General features: G+C 67.3%; 29 protein-coding genes. All 29 read right to left on the bottom strand.

Annotation, left to right across the window (positions count from 1 at the left end; all coding sequences use genetic code 11):
- Nucleotides 1-67: 67 nt before the first annotated feature.
- The 29 genes from ACYVF7_RS33705 to ACYVF7_RS33565 all read right to left on the bottom strand — a co-directional run bounded on the left by ACYVF7_RS33705 (nucleotide 68) and on the right by ACYVF7_RS33565 (nucleotide 23,866).
- Complete coding sequence (locus ACYVF7_RS33705) at nucleotides 68-544, bottom strand: hypothetical protein (protein WP_460348661.1); 477 nt, start codon at nucleotides 542-544, stop codon at nucleotides 68-70.
- The gene (locus tag ACYVF7_RS33700; protein WP_460348659.1) at nucleotides 541-840 is read right to left on the bottom strand and encodes a hypothetical protein; all 300 of its coding nucleotides are present in this window, start codon (nucleotides 838-840) and stop codon (nucleotides 541-543) included. Before ACYVF7_RS33700 ends, ACYVF7_RS33705 begins: the two co-directional genes overlap by 4 nt.
- Before the next feature lie 87 nt (nucleotides 841-927).
- Nucleotides 928-1,470, bottom strand: coding sequence for an HAD domain-containing protein (locus tag ACYVF7_RS33695; protein WP_460348657.1), 543 nt, complete (start codon nucleotides 1,468-1,470; stop codon nucleotides 928-930).
- A 639-nt stretch (nucleotides 1,471-2,109) separates the two neighbouring features.
- On the bottom strand, nucleotides 2,110-3,186 hold the full coding sequence (locus tag ACYVF7_RS33690; protein ID WP_460348655.1) for a DNA cytosine methyltransferase: 1,077 nt from the start codon (nucleotides 3,184-3,186) through the stop codon (nucleotides 2,110-2,112).
- Nucleotides 3,183-3,533 carry a hypothetical protein gene (locus ACYVF7_RS33685; protein ID WP_460348653.1) on the bottom strand — a complete coding sequence of 117 codons (351 nt, stop codon included), beginning with the start codon at nucleotides 3,531-3,533 and terminating at the stop codon, nucleotides 3,183-3,185. The genes ACYVF7_RS33690 and ACYVF7_RS33685 overlap by 4 nt, the downstream gene beginning before the upstream one ends.
- A gap of 142 nt (nucleotides 3,534-3,675) precedes the next feature.
- The gene (locus ACYVF7_RS33680) at nucleotides 3,676-4,173 is read right to left on the bottom strand and encodes a DUF6884 domain-containing protein (protein ID WP_460348651.1); all 498 of its coding nucleotides are present in this window, start codon (nucleotides 4,171-4,173) and stop codon (nucleotides 3,676-3,678) included.
- 308 nt (nucleotides 4,174-4,481) lie between these two features.
- Nucleotides 4,482-4,841 carry a hypothetical protein gene (locus ACYVF7_RS33675; RefSeq protein ID WP_460348649.1) on the bottom strand — a complete coding sequence of 120 codons (360 nt, stop codon included), beginning with the start codon at nucleotides 4,839-4,841 and terminating at the stop codon, nucleotides 4,482-4,484.
- 269 nt (nucleotides 4,842-5,110) lie between these two features.
- The gene (locus ACYVF7_RS33670) at nucleotides 5,111-5,500 is read right to left on the bottom strand and encodes a hypothetical protein (RefSeq protein WP_460348646.1); all 390 of its coding nucleotides are present in this window, start codon (nucleotides 5,498-5,500) and stop codon (nucleotides 5,111-5,113) included.
- 560 nt (nucleotides 5,501-6,060) lie between these two features.
- Nucleotides 6,061-6,939 (bottom strand): hypothetical protein, encoded by an 879-nt coding sequence (locus ACYVF7_RS33665; RefSeq protein ID WP_460348645.1) that lies wholly within the window; start codon nucleotides 6,937-6,939, stop codon nucleotides 6,061-6,063.
- Between the two features lie 876 nt (nucleotides 6,940-7,815).
- Complete coding sequence (locus ACYVF7_RS33660; protein ID WP_460348643.1) at nucleotides 7,816-8,004, bottom strand: hypothetical protein; 189 nt, start codon at nucleotides 8,002-8,004, stop codon at nucleotides 7,816-7,818.
- A 34-nt stretch (nucleotides 8,005-8,038) separates the two neighbouring features.
- Nucleotides 8,039-8,290, bottom strand: a complete 252-nt coding sequence (locus tag ACYVF7_RS33655; RefSeq protein WP_460348641.1) for a hypothetical protein — start codon at nucleotides 8,288-8,290, stop codon at nucleotides 8,039-8,041.
- A gap of 95 nt (nucleotides 8,291-8,385) precedes the next feature.
- A complete protein-coding gene (locus ACYVF7_RS33650) occupies nucleotides 8,386-8,949 on the bottom strand; it encodes a hypothetical protein (RefSeq protein ID WP_460348639.1) in 564 nt (187 codons plus the stop codon).
- A gap of 103 nt (nucleotides 8,950-9,052) precedes the next feature.
- On the bottom strand, nucleotides 9,053-9,319 hold the full coding sequence (locus tag ACYVF7_RS33645; RefSeq protein WP_460348637.1) for a hypothetical protein: 267 nt from the start codon (nucleotides 9,317-9,319) through the stop codon (nucleotides 9,053-9,055).
- 518 nt (nucleotides 9,320-9,837) lie between these two features.
- Nucleotides 9,838-10,110, bottom strand: coding sequence for a hypothetical protein (locus ACYVF7_RS33640; RefSeq protein WP_460348635.1), 273 nt, complete (start codon nucleotides 10,108-10,110; stop codon nucleotides 9,838-9,840).
- Between the two features lie 8 nt (nucleotides 10,111-10,118).
- Nucleotides 10,119-10,571 (bottom strand): HIT domain-containing protein, encoded by a 453-nt coding sequence (locus tag ACYVF7_RS33635; RefSeq protein WP_460348633.1) that lies wholly within the window; start codon nucleotides 10,569-10,571, stop codon nucleotides 10,119-10,121.
- Nucleotides 10,572-10,945: 374 nt separating this feature from the next.
- Nucleotides 10,946-11,413, bottom strand: a complete 468-nt coding sequence (locus tag ACYVF7_RS33630) for a hypothetical protein (protein ID WP_460348631.1) — start codon at nucleotides 11,411-11,413, stop codon at nucleotides 10,946-10,948.
- Between the two features lie 19 nt (nucleotides 11,414-11,432).
- Entirely contained in the window at nucleotides 11,433-11,930 is a 498-nt protein-coding gene (locus tag ACYVF7_RS33625) for a DUF6573 family protein (protein ID WP_460348628.1), read from the bottom strand.
- Nucleotides 11,931-12,000: 70 nt separating this feature from the next.
- The gene (locus tag ACYVF7_RS33620) at nucleotides 12,001-12,315 is read right to left on the bottom strand and encodes a hypothetical protein (RefSeq protein ID WP_460348626.1); all 315 of its coding nucleotides are present in this window, start codon (nucleotides 12,313-12,315) and stop codon (nucleotides 12,001-12,003) included.
- Nucleotides 12,316-13,562: 1,247 nt separating this feature from the next.
- On the bottom strand, nucleotides 13,563-14,735 hold the full coding sequence (locus tag ACYVF7_RS33615) for a hypothetical protein (RefSeq protein ID WP_460348624.1): 1,173 nt from the start codon (nucleotides 14,733-14,735) through the stop codon (nucleotides 13,563-13,565).
- Nucleotides 14,736-14,881: 146 nt separating this feature from the next.
- Entirely contained in the window at nucleotides 14,882-15,772 is an 891-nt protein-coding gene (locus ACYVF7_RS33610) for a hypothetical protein (RefSeq protein ID WP_460348622.1), read from the bottom strand.
- Between the two features lie 7 nt (nucleotides 15,773-15,779).
- Nucleotides 15,780-16,328 (bottom strand): hypothetical protein, encoded by a 549-nt coding sequence (locus tag ACYVF7_RS33605; protein WP_460348620.1) that lies wholly within the window; start codon nucleotides 16,326-16,328, stop codon nucleotides 15,780-15,782.
- A gap of 130 nt (nucleotides 16,329-16,458) precedes the next feature.
- The gene (locus ACYVF7_RS33600) at nucleotides 16,459-17,361 is read right to left on the bottom strand and encodes a hypothetical protein (protein ID WP_460348618.1); all 903 of its coding nucleotides are present in this window, start codon (nucleotides 17,359-17,361) and stop codon (nucleotides 16,459-16,461) included.
- Between the two features lie 292 nt (nucleotides 17,362-17,653).
- Complete coding sequence (locus ACYVF7_RS33595; protein WP_460348616.1) at nucleotides 17,654-18,307, bottom strand: hypothetical protein; 654 nt, start codon at nucleotides 18,305-18,307, stop codon at nucleotides 17,654-17,656.
- Between the two features lie 366 nt (nucleotides 18,308-18,673).
- Entirely contained in the window at nucleotides 18,674-19,273 is a 600-nt protein-coding gene (locus ACYVF7_RS33590; protein WP_460348614.1) for a hypothetical protein, read from the bottom strand.
- A gap of 209 nt (nucleotides 19,274-19,482) precedes the next feature.
- Nucleotides 19,483-21,027 (bottom strand): YifB family Mg chelatase-like AAA ATPase, encoded by a 1,545-nt coding sequence (locus ACYVF7_RS33585; RefSeq protein WP_460348612.1) that lies wholly within the window; start codon nucleotides 21,025-21,027, stop codon nucleotides 19,483-19,485.
- Between the two features lie 2 nt (nucleotides 21,028-21,029).
- On the bottom strand, nucleotides 21,030-21,197 hold the full coding sequence (locus tag ACYVF7_RS33580) for a hypothetical protein (RefSeq protein ID WP_460348610.1): 168 nt from the start codon (nucleotides 21,195-21,197) through the stop codon (nucleotides 21,030-21,032).
- Nucleotides 21,198-21,285: 88 nt separating this feature from the next.
- Nucleotides 21,286-22,203: a recombinase RecT gene (locus ACYVF7_RS33575; protein ID WP_460348608.1), complete on the bottom strand. Its 918-nt coding sequence runs from the start codon at nucleotides 22,201-22,203 to the stop codon at nucleotides 21,286-21,288.
- Between the two features lie 4 nt (nucleotides 22,204-22,207).
- The gene (locus tag ACYVF7_RS33570) at nucleotides 22,208-23,263 is read right to left on the bottom strand and encodes a YqaJ viral recombinase family nuclease (protein ID WP_460348606.1); all 1,056 of its coding nucleotides are present in this window, start codon (nucleotides 23,261-23,263) and stop codon (nucleotides 22,208-22,210) included.
- Between the two features lie 117 nt (nucleotides 23,264-23,380).
- Complete coding sequence (locus ACYVF7_RS33565) at nucleotides 23,381-23,866, bottom strand: hypothetical protein (protein WP_460348604.1); 486 nt, start codon at nucleotides 23,864-23,866, stop codon at nucleotides 23,381-23,383.
- Nucleotides 23,867-24,042: the final 176 nt, after the last annotated feature.

Here is a 24,042-nt window from a genome sequence, read left to right as displayed (position 1 = left end):
ACCGTCACCTCGTGATCAAAAAGATGACCCCAGGGCATCCCCGAGGTCGGGCTGAGACAGAGGTGGACTATGGAGAGAAGGAGTAGTGGTCGACGAGCAGCGGCGTACCGTTCAGCGCCTCATAGGTCTGCTTGTTGGCCGCCCGGATGGTCTCGGCGGTTCCGACGGCGGCTCCCGCGCGGCCCTCCAAGCGGTCGGCGCGGGAGGCTGCGCGCTCATACTTGCGCTGCTCGAGCTCCCAGAACCCGACGGCCGGGGTGGTGTCGTCGATACGGATCTCGACCGGCCACTCGGCGGCACGCAGTTCGTCGGCCGCCGCGTTGATGTAGTACTGGTCCGCGCTGCGGCGCTGAGAGTTCCGCATGTACCAGTACGGTTCGCCGAGTTCGTCATCGACGGGAACCTCGAGGAACTCCGATCCGTGGAACCGGTGCTTGCTCAAGATTCGACCGGCGCCGTCTCCCTGGACAGTGCCGTACACGATGGTCCCGTGCTGCCGGGTGTGCACGATGGTGATCTGCGGCTTGACGGCCGGGGCGCTCATCGGTGCGTGCTCCTTGGTTGGTCGGCCGAGCGGATCCACGGCCATCCCGCCGGTCCCGTCGGACCGAGGTAGATATCCAGGTCCCGGCCCTGGTCGTCGCCGTGGTCGTTGACGTGGTAAGCGACGGTCGTCGGTCGCAGTGGCACGCGGCAGGTCACCCGCCAGGTGCCGTCGTTCATCGGGCAGGCGTGCAGGACGATGCCGAGTGCGTGCAGGATCAGTCGGCTGGTGCGGTCGACGGCGTAGGTGCACCACACGGGGTCACCCACTCGGTAGGGACAGCGGCTCATCGCCATTCGGTGGCTCCATGAAGACGAAGCCCCAGCCGATCGGCCGGGGCTGGGCTGCGATCGCTGAGGACGGGTCGTACGGCGGCGGCCGTATCAGCTCACATCGCCATGGCCGCGAAGGTGTCGTAGCCACTGCTCCGCCTTGGTCAGATCGATCTCGGTCAGACCGGTCTGCGGATCGACGGTGATGATGAGGTGCGGACCGAGCTTTTCCGCGCCGGGCAGGGCCGCCAGGACCTCCTCGATGTCCGGCTCGTCGTCGAACCACGCGAACGGGCGGCCGTCCGATGCCCACTCGGCTACGTGCCGCGCCTTCCACGCCCCCATCGACTCGAACGGCGTGTCTCCCTCGTGAGGGCGAGGGATCGGCACGACCGGCAATGCAGGCAGACCGATGCGCGGGCCGATGTGCTCGTTCGCGGCCTCCTGCCACATGGTCGCCCAGACCAGTTCGCTTCCGGTCGATTCGATCAGCGCCCGCAGCCGGCGGCCGTGGTCCGGGTCGAGCAAGACCCGGAAGTCGAGGATGTCCTGCAGAACGTGGTTGGGGTGGCAGACGGAGCCTGGTGGCCGGCAGTCGCAGGAGGGGTTCAGAACGCCGTCGACATCCACGAGTACGGCAGGGGTGATGTCCACGTGAGGGGACTCCGTTCAGACAGAGGGTGATTTCAGTTCGGCGGTACGGCGCGTTGTTCCTGCTGCCGAAAAGGGCATGCCTGCCAGCCGGGTACGGCACAGGATTCGCCGCGCCGGGACGTGTGGCGCGGTGCGCCGTGGAGTTGGCCGGGACTTTCGCACGGCTCGATCGCGCGACAAGGGAAAGCTGGTGCTCAGACGCGGTTTGGGATCGGTGATGGGGCGGGGAGGTGTTCAGGGACGGTGGTCATTTCGCCTGGCTGGGTATCGCCGAGACGGGTGGCGGCCGGCGGATTACCCCTTCTGCCCAGAAGGCCTGATCGATGTGAGTCCTGGGCGATCATGGCACTGGGGCTGGCGGGCTGGTGTTCGCGTCACGGCCGGTCGGAGCCGTTCGACGACAATCGCTTCACACCTGTGCGCCAGAACGGATCCCGGACCTGCGGTGGCAGGCTGAGCGCGGAGTGCGGTCAGACGGTGGCGGTCACGCCCGGCCCGTAGACGCGGGCCGCCACGCAGATGTTCCTACGCACGTCGACGCCCAGTTGGGGCCCGGCCGATGCCAGCATCCAGGCCGCGTCACTGAATCCGAGGGGACCGGATGGACTCTTCGCGCGCGTACGTTGTTCATCTAGCCGCTCATGCCGCCATCCCCAGGTCGTGGGCGGTGCCCAGCCCGGCCGCCAGGAGGATGGCGCGGGCCAGAGGCGGCGGAACCGCGTTGGCGACCTGCTGGTACTGCTCGCCCTTACGGCCCTGGACGGGGTAGTCGGCTCGGAAGCCCTGCAGCATGGCAGCGTCGCGGACGCTGACGCGGGTCTGCTCGACCACCCCGGCGGTCTCGATGCCGGGCTCGTCGCGGTGGATCCACCGTCCGGCGGCCAGCTCGCCGCGCAGCGTGGCGCGGGCACCGGATCCGCCGACGCAGGAGGGGTCGGTCCCACCGGCGGCGGTCCCGGCGGTGACGGTCAGGCCGGGCCGGTGCGTCATGCCCCAGCCGACCCCGTCGTACATGGACAGCCAGGGCCGCAGGCGCGGGTCGCCGTCGTGCTGCGGGACGCCCTTGCGGTACGGGCGGTGTGTCGGGTCGGGGAGCGCGATCCTGCCGTTGAGCTTGGCCATGAGGACCGCGCGGAGGCGGACCTGCGGCGCGCCGTACTCCTCCGAAGACAGCTTGCCGGTAACGACGTGGTAGCCGAGACCGCGCAGGATCTCGGCGATGACCTCCCAGACCGGCAGGACGGTCGGGACCTGCTCGAGCAAGATCGTCTCGTAAGGGCACCCGGCGTCGGCCGCCGACAGCGCCCACCACAGCATCTCCAGCGCCCAGCGCAGCGGCTCGAGAACCAGGCCGGTGCGCTCGTCCTCCAGGGCGTCGATGTCGGCGTTGACGTCCTGACCGTCGGCCATACGAAGGGCCAGGTCCTTGACGACGTCCAGGGCTTTGCGGCCGCTTCCGAGACCGCCGATGGCGAAGGTCTGGCACGGCGGGCCGCCGAGCAGGTGACGAACGCCGGGGAAGTCCCGAGGTCCGAAGTTGCGCACGTCGCCCTCGACGGTGGGCAGCCCGGCCGCGCGCCGGGTGGCGCAGGCGGCGGGGTCCAGTTCGATGCCGATGGTCCTGATCCCGAGTCGCTCGGCCTCGACGTCCCATCCGCCGAGGCCGCCGAACAGGTCGGCGGCGTCGTACAGGCTCTGGGCGAAGGGCGCGCTCACCCAGCCACCGCCGGGGCTGCCTCGTCGATCTTGAGGTTGAGGGGTGCCCGGCAGTTGAAGAACCGTATCGCTGGGGTGAGCTGGTTGGAGCGGGCCGCCGCGAGGGCCGCCGAGCGAGCGTGGAGGATTTCATGCAGATGGCGAGTCGGCCGGACTTTCCCCGAGGCGGCGATCCACGCGTCGCCGGGATCACTGATGCGGTGCCGTTGCGACTGACGGTCGTTTCCGGACTCGTCTCGGAGGACGGCGTTTCTACGGCCGTCCAGTTCGGTGACGTCGATGAGTACGTCGTCGAGGGGCACCGGTCGGTCCGGGTCGTCGGCCCCCCACGTCATTTCCTGTGGCATGTCGACCTCTTATCGGCCGTCTTGTCCGGGAGCGGGGTGTAGCCAGGCGATCCGGGGAGGACGTTGAAGGCGCCCTCCCCGGATCGGTTGATGGCGGTTACAGGTCGGAGAGATCGGCCGGATCGGGAGCGGTCACCCGGATTCAGGTGGGTCGGAATCGCTGCCGGAGCTGAACAAGCCGGGCCTGCATCTCGCCGATGCCCCGGCATCCGGCCAGTGGTGTGCGGGCGTTCGGCCACACCGCTTGCACCGCCTCGGCATAAGCCCTGCCGGCGAGGACAGTCACCTCGGCGGTACGCAGACCCAACCGGTCGGCTTGGCAGGCGACGACCTCCGCGGTGACCGCCGAGGCGTCGCCCATCCGCCGGTCGTAGGGCTCGATGCGCTGCTGCAGGTCCAGTAGCCCGTGCTCAGCAGACAAGATCATCACCTGCCCGTCCGGGCGTGCCACGACTTCAGCTACCTGGCGGCACAGACGATGGAAGGACCCGATGTACATCTGGCCCGCTGGAGCGGGCACATTCAGCTTTGCCGCCCCGCATCCCACGATCACCAGCCGGCGAGGAACCGGTGGCGCGTTCTCTTGTGCACGGGCGGGAGCGGCAGGCAGAGCGGCGGCAGCGGGTTCTACGTCGTTCATAGGTCTGGTGGCTTGAACCACGACATGCGCTGCGGTCGATGTGCGGCGGGGTACCTCCGTGCCCGGGGCAGGCTTCTGACCTGCCGGACCAGACCGGATCGACGCCCCGGGCGGTCAGTGAACCATCGGCATAGCGCACATCGGGGGCACGGTCTCCACCTGGGCGAAGGCAGCAGTCAGCCGCTGCCGTAGCGTGGCTGAATGCTAACCGGGACGGCGCAAGGCCAATGACTGCGCCGCGGCCCAATCAGTGTCGAGCGCATCTCGCCAAAAAGACCGCGTCCCCCGAGGTGAGACAGGTCAAGGGGTCACGGCTGGAAAGGCGCGAGGCAGCCGACCGGCACGGCCGTCTCGTGCTCCTCGACACCAGCCCGTACCTTCACTCGGTCGCCGCCCAAAAGACGCAGCGTCTGCGTGGAGCGCTTGTCGAGCCGGACGGTGAAGCGGTCCTTGCTGCGAGGCGCTTTGCCCACGACGGTGCCCGTCAACCCCTGGAAGACGACGGGCTTGATCTCGACGAGCATTACGGTCTCGCCCGCACGGAGGTTAGTGCGCCAGATCTGCAGGGCCTGCGAGCGGCACGGCTGGATGGCGGCCTCGATCCGATCAAGGTCGGAAAGGGTGGCCTGGGTGATGAACTCCAGAACCTGCTTCAGCGTGGTCTGCATGAACTACTCCTTCACTCGCGGGGGATGGGTTCGACTGGATCGATCGGCTATCGGATCACCGGCTTCGCGACGTGCGATGACCTCAAGGGAGGCGAGGGATACGGCGGTGGCTCCCAGGCCGGTGCCGGCAGCAGGATTCGGTGCTGCCGCACCCGCTGGCGGTGCCCTGGCCTGACCGGCCAGGGCGCGTCGACGGGCACCGGAGCGAGACCGGCGGGACGACAAGCTCACGTGGCGGGTTCGCGGCTCTCCTTGACCTCTGGGGCGACCTACGCGCGGGTCAGAGGGATCACTGCAGCGAGGGCATCGCGCATCCCGTCGATGTCCTCGATTGCGAAGTCCCCGAGTTGCGCGCGGCCGTCGGCGAAGTAGGCGGCGAGAGCGGTCAGGACCATCGCGTCGGGGACCGCGGGCGGCTCGGAGCCGGCCCTGAGCGCTTGGGATCCAGGAGCGACCACAATGGGGCTGCTCCTGGTGTTGGCATGAGAAATCAGGTCCTTGGCACGATGCAATGGATATCCCAGGATCACCTGGGCATCGATGATCTTTGTATCTGTCCACCCTTCTCGCCGCAGATCTTGAATGACTTCGATCTTTGTGTCGGTGACAAGGTAGTCCCACTCATCGCAGTCGCCCCAATCCACAAAGTCCTCACGCACCTGCGGCTCTCCGTCCGTTGGCCTGCTCCCAGAACGCCTGCATGCCGTGCGTGCGGTGCGGGATCGGACGGCGGCGGGTCAGCCGTCCCGCATACCCGCCCCCGCTCCCGGGGCAACCGGCCGGACCGGGCCGGGCGCACGAACCGGTGCCCGGGAGCGGGGGCGGGTATGCGAGGCTCGCCCGGCGTCCGGGCGGCCGCACTGCACGCCGAGCAGCGTTGAGCGGCGAAACGATTGAGCGACCGGGTGCTCAGACGGCCGGACACTGGGCCTTCGCCGCCAAGGTCGAGCGTGTGGTAGCTCAAGTTGCGGACCGGAGGAGTTCGTCTGCCCAAATGGGGATGCGATCGCTGGGATAGGTGAGCGCAGGCTCGTGACTCCGCTGGGCGTTCGTAGCCCGCGTCTTGGTCTGCGTAAGCAGGCTGTGAACCTCCGCTACCACGGCTGCATGGAAGCGTTTCCTCGCATCGAGTCCCGTCTCGAGACGATGGATGACCGCGCTCGGCTCGTCGGGTTGTTGCTGGTGAAGGGCGATCGGTTGACGTAGTGGCTGGTCGCTGTCATCGACCAACGGGGGGTGCCCATCCGGCCGCGATCAGGTCCAGCGCCGCCGCCTTCGCGCCGGGCAACCGGCATCCCCATCCGGTGTGCGCGCTAGTGTCGGCCGCGTGCAGGCTGGTCGCGATCACCAGCGCTGCCGTGTCGACCGGGTTCTTCCCATCCTGGTAGGCACCGATACCGGGGGTGCCGCCCTCGTTTGGGGGCAGGCCCAACACCCGGGCCGGGGTGTGGTGGACCGCTGCGTCCATGTCCTGGGTGCAGTCACCTGCGATGCACGGGCCGGGGTTGCCGGCCGGGTGATGAGTCAGAGCGTTCAGTGCGGCGATGAGCTTGTCCTTGTCGGATTCGAGCTGGCCGATCCGGTGTTGCATCACGGTCATCTGCTCATCGGCCGCAGGGTTACCGGTCGGCTCGAAAACCGCTTCTGGGATTTCCCTGCCCATCTGGGGGTCGACGGCTTTACGTGATCGAAGCAGGTGAGGTGACCAGGAAGTTTCCACCCAGTCGTTCAACCATTGGGCGATCGGCTTGGTCTGCCGGGCGTCCAGGCGTACGGTCCTGCATCGCCCGCTGTGCCAGCTGACGCGGATCTCCAAAACATCGTCGACCATGGTGACCGTGGCGGTGGTTTGCAGATCGCGGAACTGCCAGGGTTCGCGGGTAGGCAGGTCGCACAGGCATAGCGCGAGATGATTTGCTTCAACGGGGGTGAGGAGGACGCTGATGAAATCGCCGAGAGTGCGGTGCCCGACTTCCATGGATACATCGTCGGTGAGCGGTGGATTGTATCGCGGCCTCAGCGCGAACACGCTGTTGTGGGGGCCGTTCGCCACGAGCGGCTTCACTTCGCCCGCTTTTCGGGTAGCGGCGCTGGTCATATGATTCCCTACCGAGTGGTCAATCGTCTGCTCGCATGCTCAGCGGCCGGTCTTGCATCAGGCGGCTTGCAGTTCCAGTGGTCAGGGCGGAGCAGTCGGGATACATCCCGCGCATTGGTGTACGCGACCATGGGGCGGTTGTCGGTGGTGACAGCTTCGTGGAGAATTTCCGAGGCGGCCCAGGACGCAGTTATTCGTGTGATCGCATCGCACGCGCAGATTCTTCTAGGCTAAGTCCGAGGAATCGGTACTGCCCGGGTTCGCTAGTCCGCACGGCCGCTTGCGCTTCGACGGCTCGTTGGATGCCATGGATAAGGCGCCTGATCTCACGTTCGTCGTCTGCGAAACATTCCCCATGTTCGATAACGTTATTGACGATTAGGGTGTACAGCTTGCCAGCAAGGTCTACGGCTTCGTGTTCGCTTTTCGTCAGCAAAGTTAATCTCCCATTTTTGATCCGGTGGATTCGAACGAGTTTGGGTCGGATGGCATACGTGGCGGCGGCGAGTCGAGATCTGAGCGCGGCGTCCAGGAATTACCGCGCCTTCTCGGGATCGGAGAGGATGACGTGCGCGGCGGCCTCGGCTCTCCAGTCGGGTGACCGGAATGGTCTCCCTTTCGGAGTCTTCGACGTGCAAGCGCTTGGACTTCGTCAGGCTGCTCCCGGGATGGACGCTGCCGTAGACGGTCTGCACCACGAAGACCCAGTTTTCCTCGTCCCGCTCGGGCGGCCAACTGGCGTCGATGCGCGCTTCGTCGAGGTGACGTCGGCGGCGTGGTCCCGTCGTACCTACACGACGGTGCTGGGCTGACGGTCGCTGCAGGCGTCGTGGGTGACCGGTCGTGCGGTCACGGTCGGGTTCTGGCTGGTTCCGGTCATGTGCTGGCGTTTTTCGTCTGGCTGGTGAGGTGGGTGACGAGCCGGTGCAGGTCGATGGCGATCGCGACGAGCGCCAGGGCACCGGCTTCGTACGCGGCGGTCGGGTCGCGGCGGCGCTGGCTGTAGGATGCCTTGCTGAACGCGTGGTCCAGCATCTTCGTGCTCTGCACGGGGGGATCGCTCATGGGAGGTCGTGGTCTCTCTTCCGCTGTTCGGAGGTCAGGGCATTTGGCGGTTGATGAGTCCACTCCGGTGGCCGACGAGGCCGGCGTCGAGGGTCTGGTTCGCGGCCAGCAGGGCGCGCTCGTCCGTCCAGGCCGGGTTCTGTCGCCGGGTGTCCTGGTAGATCAGGTCGAACAGGGCCCGGCGGCTGATCGCCCAGCGTTCGTGATGGTCCCAGCGGTCGCTCACCCACGGGTCATTCGTGGGTGCGGCCTCGAGTTCAACGGTGTAGGCCGCCACGATCCGCACCGCTCTCTTGAAGCGGCGATCTGCGGCCGAGGGGTTGTCGGTGACCGGCGTCGACTCGTTGTCCGGGTCGGTGAGGCTTTCGATGGCCTCCTGGATCAGGGCCGTCCGGTGCTCGCTGAGGAACTCTGAGTCGTCGCGGGTTTTCGGGTCGTGGAGGTCGAGCGGTCGTTGTAGTCCTCCGTGATGCGCCCGAGCAGTTCCCCGAGGACTTCGTCCTCATACTGCGCGCGTGTGCCGTCTTCGGGGTCGCCAGCGGTGCTCGTGCGGACGCGGGCGCGGACGATCAGTTTGGCGAGGTCGAGGAGTGCCGCTTGGAAGCGGTCGGTGGCCCGGATGGGGCGGGACTGGTCGGGGATGCCGAAGTCCGTGCCCCAGTGGCGGGCGGCGATGCTCTCCGCCCACTCGCGTATCCGGTCGCGCTGGTCGCTGGGCTGGTCGTCTCCCCATCCGGCGATGCCGTTCTGGCCTCGGCACTGCAGCGCGGTGTGGATCGCGTCGCAGGGGTCCTGCTGGTCCAACTGCGGCAGCGACTCGTCGTGTAGGTCATCGGTGATGGTGGAGTAGAACGCGAGCGCGTTCACCAGATCCTCGAAGCTGAGCCGGTGCGCAACTTCCAGCCGGGCGGTGCGGCGTCCCGCGCCGCTGCTGTCGATCTCCATTGGATGGTCTGTTCCTTCCACTCGTGTGTCTCTTCAGGTGAGGGCGCCATGCGGAAGCCGAAGGCCGCGCATAACGACTCCTCCGCCGCGTCGACGGCCGCGCTCACGGGTCCTTGTTGTCGCCGTCGAATGGGCGCGCTGTCACGATCCGTTGGATCGCTTCACACACCCGGTCCAGATCCTCCAGCGCCCGCTCGGCGACCGTGTCCATCGCCGCCTCGCTGATCGGCTGGAGGCTCCGCATGCCGCGCACAGCCGCGGCCTGGATGATCCCGGCAGCGTCGACCTCGACATCGCCGGTCACGGGTCGGCCGGCGGCGTTGATTTCCCGCAGAGCCACCGGCGCCGTCCCGTCCGGAAGCAGCAGCACCTCGGTGCCGGAGTCCTCCGGCTCATTCGGGGGGCCGTCGACCCAGACGAGTACGTGGCAGCATCGGTCGTCGGGCGGTCCAGGGTCACTGCCCACGCGTTCCCTCCGGGTGCGCCAGCCGCCCGGGTCGCGCCCTTCGGCCGCGCAGCTCGCATTGGGGGCTGCAACTCGCGCAGCAGCATCTGTTCCCAGCGCAGCTTGTCTTCGCTGGCCCAGGCGTACAGCGCGCGGAACGGTTTGCCTGGGACGATCGCGTAGTCCCCGGCCGGGTCGTACATGCCGACCCGGGTTGCTTCGATTCCCGGCCAAAGCGGCAGCTCACTGAGCCGGGCAGGGCCCCGCACAGTTGGGGATCGCGGGGATCATGTCGGCACGGTTGTGGGATGTTCACGCATCGGGGTCGGCGGGCCCGTCGCCGTGGATCGTGCGATGGCCACCCATCTACCGCGGGGCGTAGTCGATGCTGTTCGCGATGACGGCGAACAGGTTGGTGTACGGCTCACGCTGGGAGGTCCCGGTCACTGCCTCGGCTCCTCATCGTCACCGTGCAGGAGCTCCTCGATCAGCGGGCGGATTCGCTGTCCGGCCTCGGCGGAGCCGGCGGCGGCGGAGATCACCGCGCACGCCATGGTGATGGTCTGATCCTCGGTCATCTCTTCGTGCATGCCTTCGCGGTACAGCGTCACGCGCCACTCGGGCTGCTTGCTGTGGCTGAGAATCCCCGAGACCTCGATGCGGGTGCGGCACGTCTCGACGATCTCGCGATACTCGCGCTTGGGGCGCTCGGTCATGTGGCCCCTCAGTCGTCGTCGGAGGGACGGGGGGCGGCGAGCTTGTCCAGGCCGGGAAGGCCACGGCGGATCCCGAAGCGCGAGTCCGGTTGGTCGCCGTACCGGCGCGGGACGGAATGGATGTGGGCGTGCTCCTCAGACTGGCCGGCCGCCTCGCGATCGTTGACACCGAAATTGAAGCCGTCGACCTCGCCCTGCGCTGCTCGGTAGAGCTTGCGCAGAAGCCGGATCGCGCAGAAGATCTCCCACCAGGTCATGTCGGCCACCGACCGCTTGTGCCGCCGCGGCACGACCAGGACGTGTCCTTGTGTCGCTGGATAAGAGTCGGTGATCGCGAGCGCCGCGCTGTTCTTCGTGACGATCCGGTCCGCGGGTGGGGAGCAGAACGGGCAGGCCGCCTGTCCGCCGTCTCGGTCTGCTGCGGGCGGCGTTGCCGCTCGTGGGTGGGGCTTGTTGCTCATCGCGTCCTTCCTGAAGTGAGGCCCGCCACCGGGCAGGGCGGTTGCCGGTCATCCTGGGTTGTTCTCGGTGTTGCAGCTGTCCGGGGGATCCAGACGAGATAGGCCGCGGTGATGTCGGGTTCGTTCTCCCGTTCGGTGCGGAGCCGTTCCGCCGTCGGAAGGCACTCGGCGCTCCATGGCCCGTCGACGTCCTTGGGCCGGTGTCCTCTCTGATCACCGCGACGAGAACTGACCGCGCCGCATGGCCGTGCTCGCACCAGGCGAGTCCGGTGAAGGCATCGAACGTGGGGGATTCGGCGCCGGACCTCCCGCAGGGGGTTGCTCACCGCCAGGGGGCCGGGTTCGTCGGTGGAGCCGTGCGGGACGTGATGCTGCTACAGGCGCTCGATGCAGTGATGCACGGTCCCTCGGGCGATGTCATAGGGGTAGACGCGGTCCTCGACGACGGGCGTGCGATCGGGCTTTGGGTCGAACACCCGCGTCATGCGGTACCCGCCGGCCAGGATGAGGTGGCCGGATGAAGCGTCATAGCCGGTGATGGTGGTCCGGTCCCACCGGATGGGGTCCTTGCCAGCCAGGGTGACGGTCTTACCGACGAAAGACCGTGGATCGTTCTCGATCTCGTAGCTTTGAAATATTCGTGGTTCGGCCCGGGTGATGCTCATCCGGCCCGGACCTGCCGAGCCACCCGTCCGGAAGACCGCATGGAGTTCGAACTGTCCGGTGTCGGGTACGCGGTACAGGACGGATCCTTCGCAGGAGTCTTCAGACGCGATATGTGCGCGCAGATTGTCAAGGAGTTCCAGGAGTTCGTCTCGGTTCGTGCGGTCGCGGTCGTTCATGGCGGTCCTCGGCGGTTCGCTAGTTCTCGTCCGGCAGCTTGATCGTGATGACGAGGTCGCCGAAGTCGTCTGGACCGATGCTGGCGCTCAGGAACGTCTGGCAGCGTTCGGTGCTGCGTCCGGTTCGCGGGACGCGGTACAACTCGACGGTCACGTCGCTGGCGTTTTGGCCCTCCTGGTTGATCGCAACCCGCGTCATCCGCAGCACATCCCACAGGCGGCCGTCCTGGTCCTGCGGGACGCCCGTCCGGTCGGTGTCCGCGCCGGTCCACGCAACGCAGTCCTCCCAGGCCGCGCGGGTACACGCGACCGGGCAGGACAGCCCGGCCTCGCAGACCATCGCGCTCGGAGCTTCGATGAGATCCCCGGAATGGAACAGGTCAGCGCGCGTAACGCCCTTGTCGGCCGGGACAGGCATGGACCTCATCGCGTCGAGGCTGACCGAAAAGTCGTGGGTGATGAACGAATCCACGACGTTGTCGATCTTGCGCAGGACCCGGTCGGTGCCTTCTGCCATGGTGAGTCTCCCGTTCGTGCGGCATGGTCCTGGAGTGGCAGGGGCCGGGAGTCCCGCCCCGAAGCCAAGGTCAGTAGCTTGCGTTGATCGCCACGGTGGGGTTCGTCCCGTCCTCGAGGGCGCTGCCGTCGGCTGTCGCGATCTCCTCGGCGAGGCAGCGGAAGGCCTCGGTACGACCGACGGTGCCGACGAGGATGTTCCAGGTGTCACGGATGCTGGATCCGCTGGTGTGCGCGGCCAGGACGACGCGGGCGGCGGTGCTCGGCCACGCACGGGCCATGTCAGTGTCCGAGAGCTGGGCGGCGTCGATCGTGTCGTCGATGGCCGGTTGGTCCTCGCTGGTCAGGTCGGCTCCGCGTCCTGTTCCTCCGCAGCTCGCTGTCATTTTGTTGAGCTCAATCACACCGAGGACTGTTCGATGGTTGTGCTGCTCCATCTGCGGAGCCAGCCCTGCACACGGGTGGACAGCGATCCGATCGGCAAGGTCTTCGCGTCTCTGCCTGCCGCCACGCCTCGCTGTCGGGAAACTGGTCGCCGGTGCTCGTCGAAGGTGAGTCCGAAACCGCGGAGCACGTAGTCGATTGCGTCCTGGAGTTGGCCCTGGAACACCGTGTAGTCCGTCGCGGCGTCGAGGAGATCGGCGAACGGCTCGGGTCAGTGATCACCTCATTGAGGTGCTCGAGGTCGAGTGCGTTCCGGGTTCACCACATCGCCCTTTCTGCGAATCGGTCCTCCGGGGCTCCCACTGCGCTGGTGAGACGTCGGGCTGCGCGTGCGGAGCGCGGGCGCAGGGCTGCCGTCCGGCATACCGGCCCCGCCCCCAGGGGACGGTCGGCGGGCACTTGGGGACGACGGCGCGGGGCGGGGCCGGTATGCGAGGCTTGCCCTGCGCCCGCGCTCCGCACGTGCGGCACGTGGTCAGGTTGCTGGGCGGCGTTGCTGTTCTTCGGCGGCCCACAGGTCGTGCGCGGTGACCGGGCGTGCTACTCCTGCGCGGCGGAACTTGCGGTGCGCCAGGACAAAGTCCAGCAAACCGGGCGGCCTTCATCTCCGATTGTCCACGCAACGATGCTGGGCAGCGTTCGCCGATGGCGGTTCTGCCTTGCCGGAGATTGAGGGTGAGTTCGGCGGGAACGACGATCGCTCCTATGCCCTGGGGTCGTAGGTACAGGTGCACGTCCGCCGGGACGATCGCGGCATCGCGCTCATCCGGGCAGAGGATCACGTACTCGTTGCCCCAGGACTGGAACGCGGTGCTGGGGGGAGACCGGCCTCGGCGACCTCGCGGTAGAACGGCCACCAGCCGGGCCCGTACCGTACGCAGTAATCGTCCGGCACGTATTCCCCGTTCCCTTCCGGCGTCGGCTGGAGTGCGGGGAGAAGATGCTGCCAGCCGGGTCGTTCGTGCTCGTCGGGGTGGCGGGATCGTCGTTCACGACAGGGATCTCCTTCGAAACGTCGCACGGGACACGGCCTGGCCGGTAGGTCCCTCTCCCGGGCTGTGCCTGTGCGCCCGTCGGCCCTGTCAGGTCTTCGGCCGGGCCTGCGGATACGGGTGCGCGGTGGAACTTCGTAGCCGACCGGTCGGTCTCGCGGATGCGCTGGCATTGCCGCGTGCACTGCTGCCGTTGTTCACGCGAACAGGTCGAGCTGGGGCGCGGTGACCAGAGCGTTCCACGCGGCCGCGAAACCAGGCCGCTCTTTGTCCACGACGCCGGAGGGGCCGGCTACCAGCATCCGCTCCGGCGCCGGGTAGCGCTGCGTCAACGGAATCAGTTCCGCGCGAGTGATGCCGTGCCGGTCGGTCACCGTGCGGGCGCCCATACGCGCGGCGAGCCGGGCCAGGTCGACGTGGACGCGTTTGCGGGTTCCGCGTGTGCATTGGACGACGCTGCGCCATGCCGGTCCTTTACGGGCTGGATCGCCCTTTCGGGCATGGTAGACCCGGCGGACGTCGTACACCGCCCACGCGGTGCTCGCGAGCCGGTCGTGGAAAAGGCTGATCGCCTCGTCCAGGTGGTTGGCGACGGCGAGTTCAGCGGCGGTGCCGGAACTGAACAACGGGGTCCGGGGATTCAACGCCAGCGCGCGATGCTCGATGACGAGCGCCGCGGCTGCGGCCTGGGGTTCGACCCGCCAGCGGGTGACCAATTCAGGGACGCTGGCTTTGTTGTTCTGGAATGGGCAGTATACGCAGCAGGATCGGCTCCACCATTCACCGAACCGTTCGTGAAGGTAGCCTGCGGTGACATCTCGTGTCCACGCCCAATCGGCCAGAGGAAACCATGGCTCGCGGTTGCTGCTGGTGTAGGAGGCGATGTCGCGCTCCATACACCAGGTTTCTTCAGCTGAAAAACCAATGACGTGAATAAAGTGTTCACCAGGAAGATGGTCGGCACGCCATCGGTCCAGCACACTGCCCTTCGCGCGCCAGGAACACAGCCGTTTTCCATGAGCATAGGTCGGTACCGTCCCCGCCGCGCGTAGTTCGTCTGACAGCCGCCACCGCCCGGCCATGTGCATGCGCTGCGGCTGTGTCGAGTCGTCCAGGACGTCATAACCGGCCTCATCGGCCTGACCGGCGCGTGCTATTTGCACGTAGCGGATGGAGAATTCGCGCATGAGGGGCAGCACATGGGTCTCCATGAGCCGCCGGGTGGCGTCGAACTCGTCGCCGGTCATGGCGGTGACACAGATCAGGTCGCTGAGATCGAAATCTCTGCTGGATGGTTCGGTGAGCCAGCGGGTGAGGATCCCAACCGAGTCGACGCCCATTCCGAGCGACAGAAGGATTTTCGTGCCCACGGGTGGTGTTCCCACCTTTCGTGGAACGGCGACGAAAGCACAAAAGGCCCGCATCTCGTTTCAGAGATGCGGGCCGTCATCGCCGTATCGGTGATGGCGTTAATGGCAAGGGCAGGAGTGTCGCCAGATCCGTGATGTGTCCGCCGTCAGGCGGCGTCGGGAATGAGTTCGTCCAGATCCGGCAGGTCCAGCCCGTTGGCCCGGGCGCGAGCATGACGCTCGCGGGCGTGTTCACGGAGCCGGTCGGCGATGAACCGTGCAACGTCATGCTCGAACCCGCCGGCGAAGACCGCCGGCCAGGCGTCGTGGAGGGCGACGGAGATGATCGGAATGGCGGCGCGGTATGCGGCTGCGGCACGTAGCCAGGTCAGCTGCTGTTCCAGGTGCCGGATCTTTGCCCGCAAGGACCCGGCGGTCGCTTCGGGCACGCCCGGTGCGGCGCGACGTCCGGCCGGTTCCCGCGGATCGCGCCGGGGATTGCGGAGGGCCTGCCAGGCGTAGCCGTCCGCGCGCGCCCGCTGTTGTTCCAACTCCGCGGACCGGCTGGCCAGGCCGGCTTCCAGCCGGCGGACACGGCTGATGACATGCTCGAGCAGATCCTCCAGGGTCTGAGGGCAGGCCGGTGAGACATTCGCTGCCGTGCACAGGCGATCCCGGGCAACCTGCAGGCGATGGGCGAGCGCGTCGGCTTGTCGGCGCGGATAGGGAGCGGCGATCGTGGCAGCGGCGGCCCGCAGTGCCTCCACTGCGGTTGCCTTATCGGCCCGGTAGGACGCCATCTGGGGGATGCCGAGATGCCGGAGCAGGACCTCTTCCGCGGTGGCGGTCAGGAGTTCTGCCCCCGCCTGACCGATCGCGCCGTGTACTGCCGGACCCGCCGTGAACGCCTCGTCCTGGTCCGTGCTGCGGTCCAGCCGGTCTGCTGCGTGCTCGAGCACGTCGGCGATGGCAGCGGCCGGGGCGTCCGGTGCGGGGTCTGGTGGTGGAGTGGCCCGCTGGGCGGAGGAGATGCCAGCGCGGGTCGCTGGATGAGACACTCCGGGCTCACCTTCCCCTCGGGCCGGTCGTGTCGTGCTTGCGGTCGGGGCGGGCACGGCGCCAGCGAGCGGCGATGCGGTGTGTCAGCGACCGCCAGCCAGGGCGGCGTCCTGCCGCGTCCGCCCTTCGGTGCTCATCAGGGAGCGCCGCAGGCAGGCCGTTGAGCAACACGCACGCTTGGTCACGTGCGTTGGCGGCGTGCACATCGATGACCAGCCGACAATCCAGCGCCGGGGCCTGATAGACGAAGACGGTGACGGGTCCGGCGTCGATCTGAACAATCTGAACAAGCGGCGAACCGGCTACCTGCTCGCTTCGACGCACCGTGATGCGACGGGCCTTGTCCGCTGGCACGGTGATGCGTCCTGCGCTGGCCAGAACACGTTCGATCTCGGTCATGGTTGTGGTGGCGGATGTGCCGCTACGGTTCAACACGGCCTGGATCCCCTTTATCGCTTCGGGATCGGTGACGTGCGCCGATCCGCGATCTACGAAGAACACGGTCGTCGACGGCCGCGGATCAGCTGGCTCGTCTGGGTGGGTGTCGTCGCGCATGGTGTGCTTCTTTCAACAAGAGGTTCGGTCTGCGCGCTGGCAACGGAGACTAGATCTGGAAGGGACGCCACGAGGCGGGCCGGACACGGGGGCTGTGATATGTGCCGCTGCCCGCCGAGCGCCGGACCGTCTAGAGGAGGACGTAAGGCGTCAACCGGGCGGCCACAGCGCGTCGCCAGCCGATGGCCTCCACAATGTCCTGGTCGGTTCCGGTGCCGATCAGCGAGGGGGGCAGGACCTGCAGGAGGGTGGGATGCCGTGCGGTTTCCGGATCCAGCTGCAGTCCGACGTTGGCTGCCGCCGGAGGCCCCATGTCGGAAAGGCTCATCGCGGTCTCGATGTCGGCGACGGTGACGGTGATGACCGCTGGGGCTTCCCGGAACGCCCGGTCATGGTTATCGGCCAGATCTTCCCACTGATCCAACAGCAGTCGGTGGGCCACACCGTTGAGGATGCGGGCCCAGGCGTTGAGCAGGTCGGTGGGAATGCCACACGCGGCCAGCTCCGGCAGGCCGCACCGGCTCAGGCCCGCGGTGCGGATAGCCCAGTTCGCACCTGCTGATCGGGCGGTCACCGAGATCCACCGTCCGATCGCGAAGGGGTCGGCGTGAGAGGACGGCTGCTGCCATACCTGATGAAGCGGCCTGGCGGTGGCGGCGTCGAGGACGACACCACCGGTGGCGATTGCGTGAGCGGCAGCCGACAGCGCGGCTTGCGGCACATGCAGGGGAGGCCAGGCCGCCGTGCCGGTACAGGAGACGTGGATGAAATGTTCGCTGCGTTCGATCCGGCGGCGGGTCTCGGTGGCCAAACCGTTGGGGCAGTCCGGGCAGACAGCATCGTGCAGGAGTCGTCGCATCGGCATGGTGCCGGTACGGCGCAGCTGAATGTCCGGCCGCCACAGCCGCAGGCGCGTTGCTTCGCGCGCATCGGCGGGCGGATCGTAGACCGCGGGGGGTAGCCGCTGCGGGCCGGCGACGACGAATTCGGCCAGCAGCGTTTCGGGGAGGGAAAGGACAAGGGTTTCGGACATCAAGCGTTCTCCTCACGGGGTTCCTGGCTGGCAAGCCGGTCTGCAATACCGGGTGGGCGGTGGCGGTGACAGCGGCGTATGGCGGGTTCTTGCGTAGAGTCCTCGGGCGCCGGCGCACCACCGATTCCTCGCGGGCGGGCAGGTCACCGCAGACGACGGCTGCGGGGCGACGTGTCTTTGAAGTCACGGTTCGCCCGACGGCGTTAGCCCCATACACGGGGTTGATCAGTTTCGTCGTCTCGTCCCGGATTCCGATCCGGGTGTGTTCGCGGTGGTGGCCGCGTGCAGGAGTTCACGAGGCTGCCCTCGCTTCCGCTTCTGCCAGCAGCGCTCCACGCGCCAGTGACAGCGCGATGTCCCCTGTGTTGCGGTACTTGGCGGTCAAGAACGCGGCGAAGTCCTCGCGGGGGCCGTCGTAGCCGACGGCGCGGAACCATGCGGCGAACGCGGTGTCGGACTCCGCAGACGAGGCGGCGTTGAGGATGTCCTGGACCGCGTTGATAGCTTTGGCCTTGCTGCGGTACTCCCAGGCCTTCTTGCTGGCCTCATCGAGCAGTGCCACGCCGCTTGCCTCAGCTGACCGCTCCGCGGCTGGCTGCTGGGCCTCCTGCGGTTTGCGGTGCGGGAGCAATGCCGCTTGGACGTCGCGGAGAGACTCATACGGCATCCCCGGTGACCCACCCGGCCAAGTGTGCTCGGTTGCCGTCTGGAGCGCCGCCTCGACGTCGATCTGGTCCTGTGGGATCACGTAGTACCGGTGGATCGCGGACGAATTCAGGGTCGCCGGGACCTCGCCGCCAGCGGGCCTCCACTTCTTGATGCGTCCCTCGCGGGTGAGGTTCGTGACGATGCCGATGCCGAGCTCGTCCCAGCTTGCCATGCCGTAGGCGCGACGGCGGGTCTGGACGACGATGAGATCGCCGCGCTTAGCGGTCGGCTGGTTCACGCCGCCTCCTTGGGGAAGCCGTCGCCGAGACGGGCGGGCAAGTCGGCGGAGGACGTGGGGTGTCACAGGCGGCGAAGCTTCGCGGCGGGGATGAAGAGTACGTGGGGCGGGACATCAATCCTTGTCATCTTCGTCGTTGATGACTTCGCAGGTGCCGTCGATGTCGTTGGCGATCAGGTCCTGGCTCCTCCGCGGAACGGCGGTTCGGCGAGTGGAGGCGTGTTGAACGCCCCCGCCATGGCCGGCACGGCGCCTGACTCCACGGGCGGAGAGCCCGCAGACCGACCCGGCTCGGTGCCGGCGATGGGCCGGTCGCAGAGCAGTGTCGAGGACCGCTCGACCAGTGATCCGGCGTTCAGCGGTGGCTCATCGGTGTTTACGGTCGACGTCGGCCAAGACGGTGATGACGGCGTCGGCGACGTGACGGGGAACCCAGTCCAGGTCCATGTCCACGTGGGTGGCGTCGGCGGAGACTGTGATACGGGTGCTTCCCGCTTTCCACGGCGGATTCCAGTGGAGACGTAGCCGGCCCGTGTTCGAATCGAATCGCCAGCTGCCCGGAAGTCGTTCGAGGATCTGGGCGGCCACGGCTTCGCGGTCTGCATGATGCTGCTCGCACACGGCGTGGTAATCCCGCACCCTGTCCAGTTGTGCGCCGTAGGCCGGGAGCAGACGTCTGCGGATCTCCGCGGCCCAGACCGTGGGTCCGCGGTTGAAGGCGATCGTGATCTGTGGGGTCCGATGGCCGGGCGGCCGGTCGTGATCGCTGTCGGGGAATATGCCGCGTATCACCAGCTGCATCGGGGTGTCTGGGCTGGTGAAGCCGACGAACAGGCAACGCCCGTCCGGGTGCGTGAGCTCGGAACCACGCGGATCGATGGCGGTGGGATGGGCTTGCCAGCCGCTGCCGAGCCGGTCGGCGAGCTCGCGGGCGTGGAGAAGAAAGTCGTCGTTGATGGGCTGCATCACAGCCTCCAGGCAGCACAGGCGGTCGACATGTGGGGCCGCCGTGGCGTGGCTGCCGTGCGGCCCTGAGAAACGGGACAACGGGAGGAGTGGCGCGAGCGAGGACGCGCGCCGTCCAATGGCGGATGGCGCTCGATGGCCAGCGTCTGATCAGTGGGTTTCCGGCGATCGTTCCGAACGGCGACTGCCCGTCGTGTGACGCGGCGGGGTCAGGGGCGGCCCTGCCACAGCCCGAACGCCTCGTCGATCTCACCGGCAGTCGGCGTGTCTTTACCGGCGAGGTCGGCGAGGGTCCAGGCGACGCGTACGACACCGTCGAAGCCACGCGCGCTGAGCCGCCCGTCGGCCAACGGGCGCTCCAGTACCGCCAGGGCACCGGCCGCCGGGGCGAAGCGGCGGCGAAGTTCCCGACCCGGCACGTCGGCGTTGGTTCGCCACGGCAGGCCGGTCAGCCGCCTGGCAGCGCGCTCACGGGCGGCCAGCACCCGTTCGGCGACCGTCGCGCTCGACTCGGCCGGTTCCAGGCCGTTACGGAGCCCCGCAGCGGACACCTGCTCCAGTTCCGACTTGAGCTCGATCCGATCGAGGAGCGGCAGTCGGGCCAGATAGCGTTGCCGCACCGACGGCGCGCACGTACAGTCGCCGATCGTAGCCGCGGCGCACGGGCAGGGGTCCGCCCCCAGCAGCAGTGTGAACCGCGCGGGGAAGCGGGCGGTGACGCCGGACCGGGCGATAGTCGCCGTGCCTTCCTCCAGCGACCGGCGCAGCGCGTCCAGGACGCCTCCGGCGAACTCGGGGCCTTGATCGAGATACAACACACCGCCGTGTGCCAGCGAGATCTCCCCCGGCAGGTTCAGCCGGCTACTGCCACCGCCGACCAGCGTGGCCCGGGACGTCGTGTGGTGTGGAGCACGGAACGGCGGGCGCGTGATCAGCGACTGCCCGGCGGGCAAAGCACCCGCGATCGAATGGATTGCCGTGACCTCCAGGGCGACGTCATCATCGAGATCTGGCAGCAGCGTGGGCAGCCGCTCGGCTAGCATCGTCTTCCCGCTTCCGGGTGGACCGGTCAGGAGCATGTGATGACCGCCCGCAGCACTGATCTCCAGCACCTTGCGCGCGGCGGCCTGCCCCCGCACATCGGCCAGATCGAGGTCGCGGTGCCCGGCCTGGGACCGCGCCACCGCGCCGCCGGGCCGAGCGGCTGGCGCGTTATCGTCCTCGTCGTCATCCAGGAACGGCAGGTCACGCAGGCGAGCCAGCAACATCCGAAGCGACGCTACACCGATGATCTTCACATCAGGCACGAGCGAGGCCTCGGGGAGATTTGCCCTCGGCACGATCACCGTCTCGACGCCCGCCTCGACCGCTGCGAGCACGGCCGGAAGCACCCCCGCCACGGAGCGGATCCGACCGTCGAGCCCCAACTCACCGATCATTACGGTGTCCGCACACGCTTCCGTCGGCAGCGCACCGTCGGCTGCGAGCATTGCGACGGCGATAGGCAGGTCGAAGCCGCTGCCGCGCTTTGGCATGCTGGCCGGGAAAAGGCTTACGGTGATGTGGCGGTCGGGAAATCGCTCATTGCTATTAAGGACCGCCGCCCGAATCCGGTCGCGGGCCTCCCCGACCGTCATGTCCGGTAGCCCGACCAGATGCAGGCCCGGAACCCCGCTGGTGACCGCCGCCTCGACGTCGACAATCATCCCTTCGACTCCCAGCAGCGCCACGGCGCGTGTGCGGGCCAGAGCCATCGTCAGGACACCCCCTTCAGCTGATCGATCGTGACGTGGCAGGCACCGTCGACGACCGGGCCGAAGACGTTGATGCGCACGCTCGCATGGCGAACGCCCCGGGTGGGCGGCTGACGGTGCGCGAATTGTGGGGATCGCTTATCCCACGTGGGAGGGGTGGTGACGGTCATGGTTCTCCTTGCGTCGCAGGGATGGAAAAGCCGCCGTCTCCTGGCGGGAGCGGCGGCGTTGCGGCGGGCTGGTGCCTATGAGATGTGGTCAGGAGGCACCAGGAGCTGACGTGTGTTCGGCGTCATCGTGGGTGCCCGCTTCAATGTGCCCGAGGATCGTGGCCGGATGAGTGGTGACGTCTTCAGGATCGACCGTTGGAGATGGATCGGTGCGGATACCGTTGTCGATGGCCAGGGCACGGCTGAAATCGGTGCTCTTCGGAAGGTACTTGCTGAGCCGCAAGAACTCGGTTTTCCATGACATCTGCTCTTCGAAGTCGACCCACGGGCCGACGATTTCCCCGTACCTGTTCCTCGGCGCGTACTTGTCACGATGAGCTCGCATAGACGCGACGTTGGTCGGTCGAGTGAAGGTGTAGCCGCCGCCAGCCAGCCGCGCCAGCGCGTAATAAAGCCGTGGTTCACCGGGATCGCCGTCGAGGTAGGGCCGGTGTGCGAACTCGTCGTCGGGCCCCTGCCAGGTGATGGTGAAGTCGTCGGCGTGAAAGACCGTACGGGCGGCCACCATAAGCACCTTGGGTGACCGGTACGCCAGCTCCACGAAGCCCTGATAGCCGATGACCAGCGATGCACGCTGGCAGCCGGCGGCTTCATCCCATCGGGGGATCAGCCAGGCGTGGCCGAGGCCGTCGACGCCCGGGCGCAGACCGAGCTGCGCGCATGTCATCAACCCGCCCAGCAACGAGAGGGGGTCGCAGCGGGCTAGCCCCCGCGTGGTTCGCAGGCAGGTGATGGCGTCGCGGATGAGCTGAGCGGCCTCAATACCCCGCGGCATGGCCATCTGGAACTCGTCCCGCATTTGCATGATCTGGCCGCGGAGGGTTTTGAGCGCGTTCTCGCCAGGGTCTGACCTGGTCTCGCTACCGGTTGCGCCGCGCTCATCCGGGCTTTGGTCACCGGAGGCCTTCCGGCGTGCAGCCGCTCGATCAGGAAGGTCTTTGGTCATTTGATCATCTCCGGGACATCTTGTTATAGAACTTTCGGACAGACCTTCGTGACAGGACCAGGCCGGCGGCATCGGGGAACTTCTCGCGAAGGACGTCGCCGTCGCACACTTCGCGACCGCGTTCGTTCTTCCACTCGGCGACGACCTCACCCCGATAGACCGCGACGCTGGCCGTTCCCATCCGCTGAGCGAGCCTGGACTGGACCGCCTTCTTGTTCTTCTCGGCGGCCGATTGCTCTGTGACGTGCCGCCGGTGCTCGGCGAGCAGCGTCATGAACTCCTCATCCACCTCGACGCGCTTGCCTTCTGCACCGGAAGGGAACATTCGCTTGATGAGATCGGCGGCCGCCGCGCCGCCCTCCAGCGCTGGTGGCGTACGTGTCACGACGAGCTGCCAGAACTCCTCTTCCATCGCCCGGATGTCAGCGATAAACGATTCGTTGCGCTCTATGAGCCGGATTTCGGGAGGATCACCGCCGATCTGCACTGCGACCCATGCGTGATCCAGGCCGGTCACATCCAGATAATGCTGAGCCTGAGCTTCGGCCCCGTCGGCGATTTGGTCATCTGACCACTCCTTGGCTCGCCAGATGGACGTGTTCTTCACCTCGAGCAGACCGCCGTCATTGGTGAGCCGGTCCACCGAAGCCAGCTGCCATGTGCGTTCAAGGTTTCGCAGGAGACCGCAGTGCCGTACTCCGATCCCGGTTCGTTCGGAGAAATAGGTGGCAATGGAGTCTTCAACGATCTGTCCCCATCGCATCCGCTTGGTTTGCGGGCGGACGGGGGCCCGGTCGACCTTGTCCAGGTAGACCTCGAGCCGCGTCTTGTACGGGTCGAGTCCGATCACCGCCAGCGCGTCGGAGCCGCCGATGCCGGCACGGCGGGCCGTCAGCCATTCGGCATGGGAGGCAGTCTTCGGCAGGACCAGCTCGGAGGCCGGCGTTATAAGTGCACCGGGCCGATCGACATCAGGGGAATGACCGATCACATCTTCCTTCCAAAAATGTGTTGTGGCGACGGCGTACGGACATGCGCCGAGCGACCATCGCCGGGTCACCTCGGGACGCTCGACACGCTCTGCAACGTGAGGTTTCGCAAGTACTGGCCAGCACCTGGCATGCAGAAAGGGGCGAGGTGCGGCGGCTTCTTGCGCTTTGAGATCGCTTCGTACGTCTCAGGTGGCCGCGTCGCTGGCGTCGCCCCGAGCGATGTGGACGTAGCCACCCTGGCCGTGAGTGTTGCCGACTCGGTAACCTCCGCGGACCGCGAACTCCGCAGCAGATCCCGGCGCGGGCATCAGGTACTCGATGCCGCCCTCGAGCGAGTCCCCGGCCGCGACTCCGGCGCGTATCTGATCGAGAACGGCGAGGAGTTCTTCGCGGCTCATCTCGACCGGGTTGCGTCCAGGCGGCGCCAGCGGCGGGTCGATCTGCTCGACGGCGAGGTACTGAGGCAGGCACCGGGTGGCATCGGTGGCATCGCGCAGCAGCATCACGGGATGGTCGGCCAACCCGATAATGACCCCTTCCCAGACATCGCCGGTGAGTGGGTTCCTCACCTGCACCCACGCCTGGACGTCAACGAGTTCGCTCAGCTGAGCCTTTCGATGCGCGCGCATCGAGGCGGGCATGTCGGGGTCCACGATGATGGGATCGTCCATGTCAGCGGCTCCCCGTGCGCGGGTCGCCGTAGCCGGTCGTGCGGCCGATGGCACGGCCACGCGCGCTGACGATGACGAACATCGGCTGGTCTCTGATTTCTTGAAGTTTCCTCGCGAGATTTGATGGAGGGCGCCGGGGACGGCGCTCCTCCCGGCCGGATGGGGCTACATCGGTC

The organism is Actinoallomurus acanthiterrae (assembly GCF_054775715.1).
Note: the sequence above shows the minus strand (reverse complement) of the source record. Positions and strands in the feature narration are given on the sequence as shown.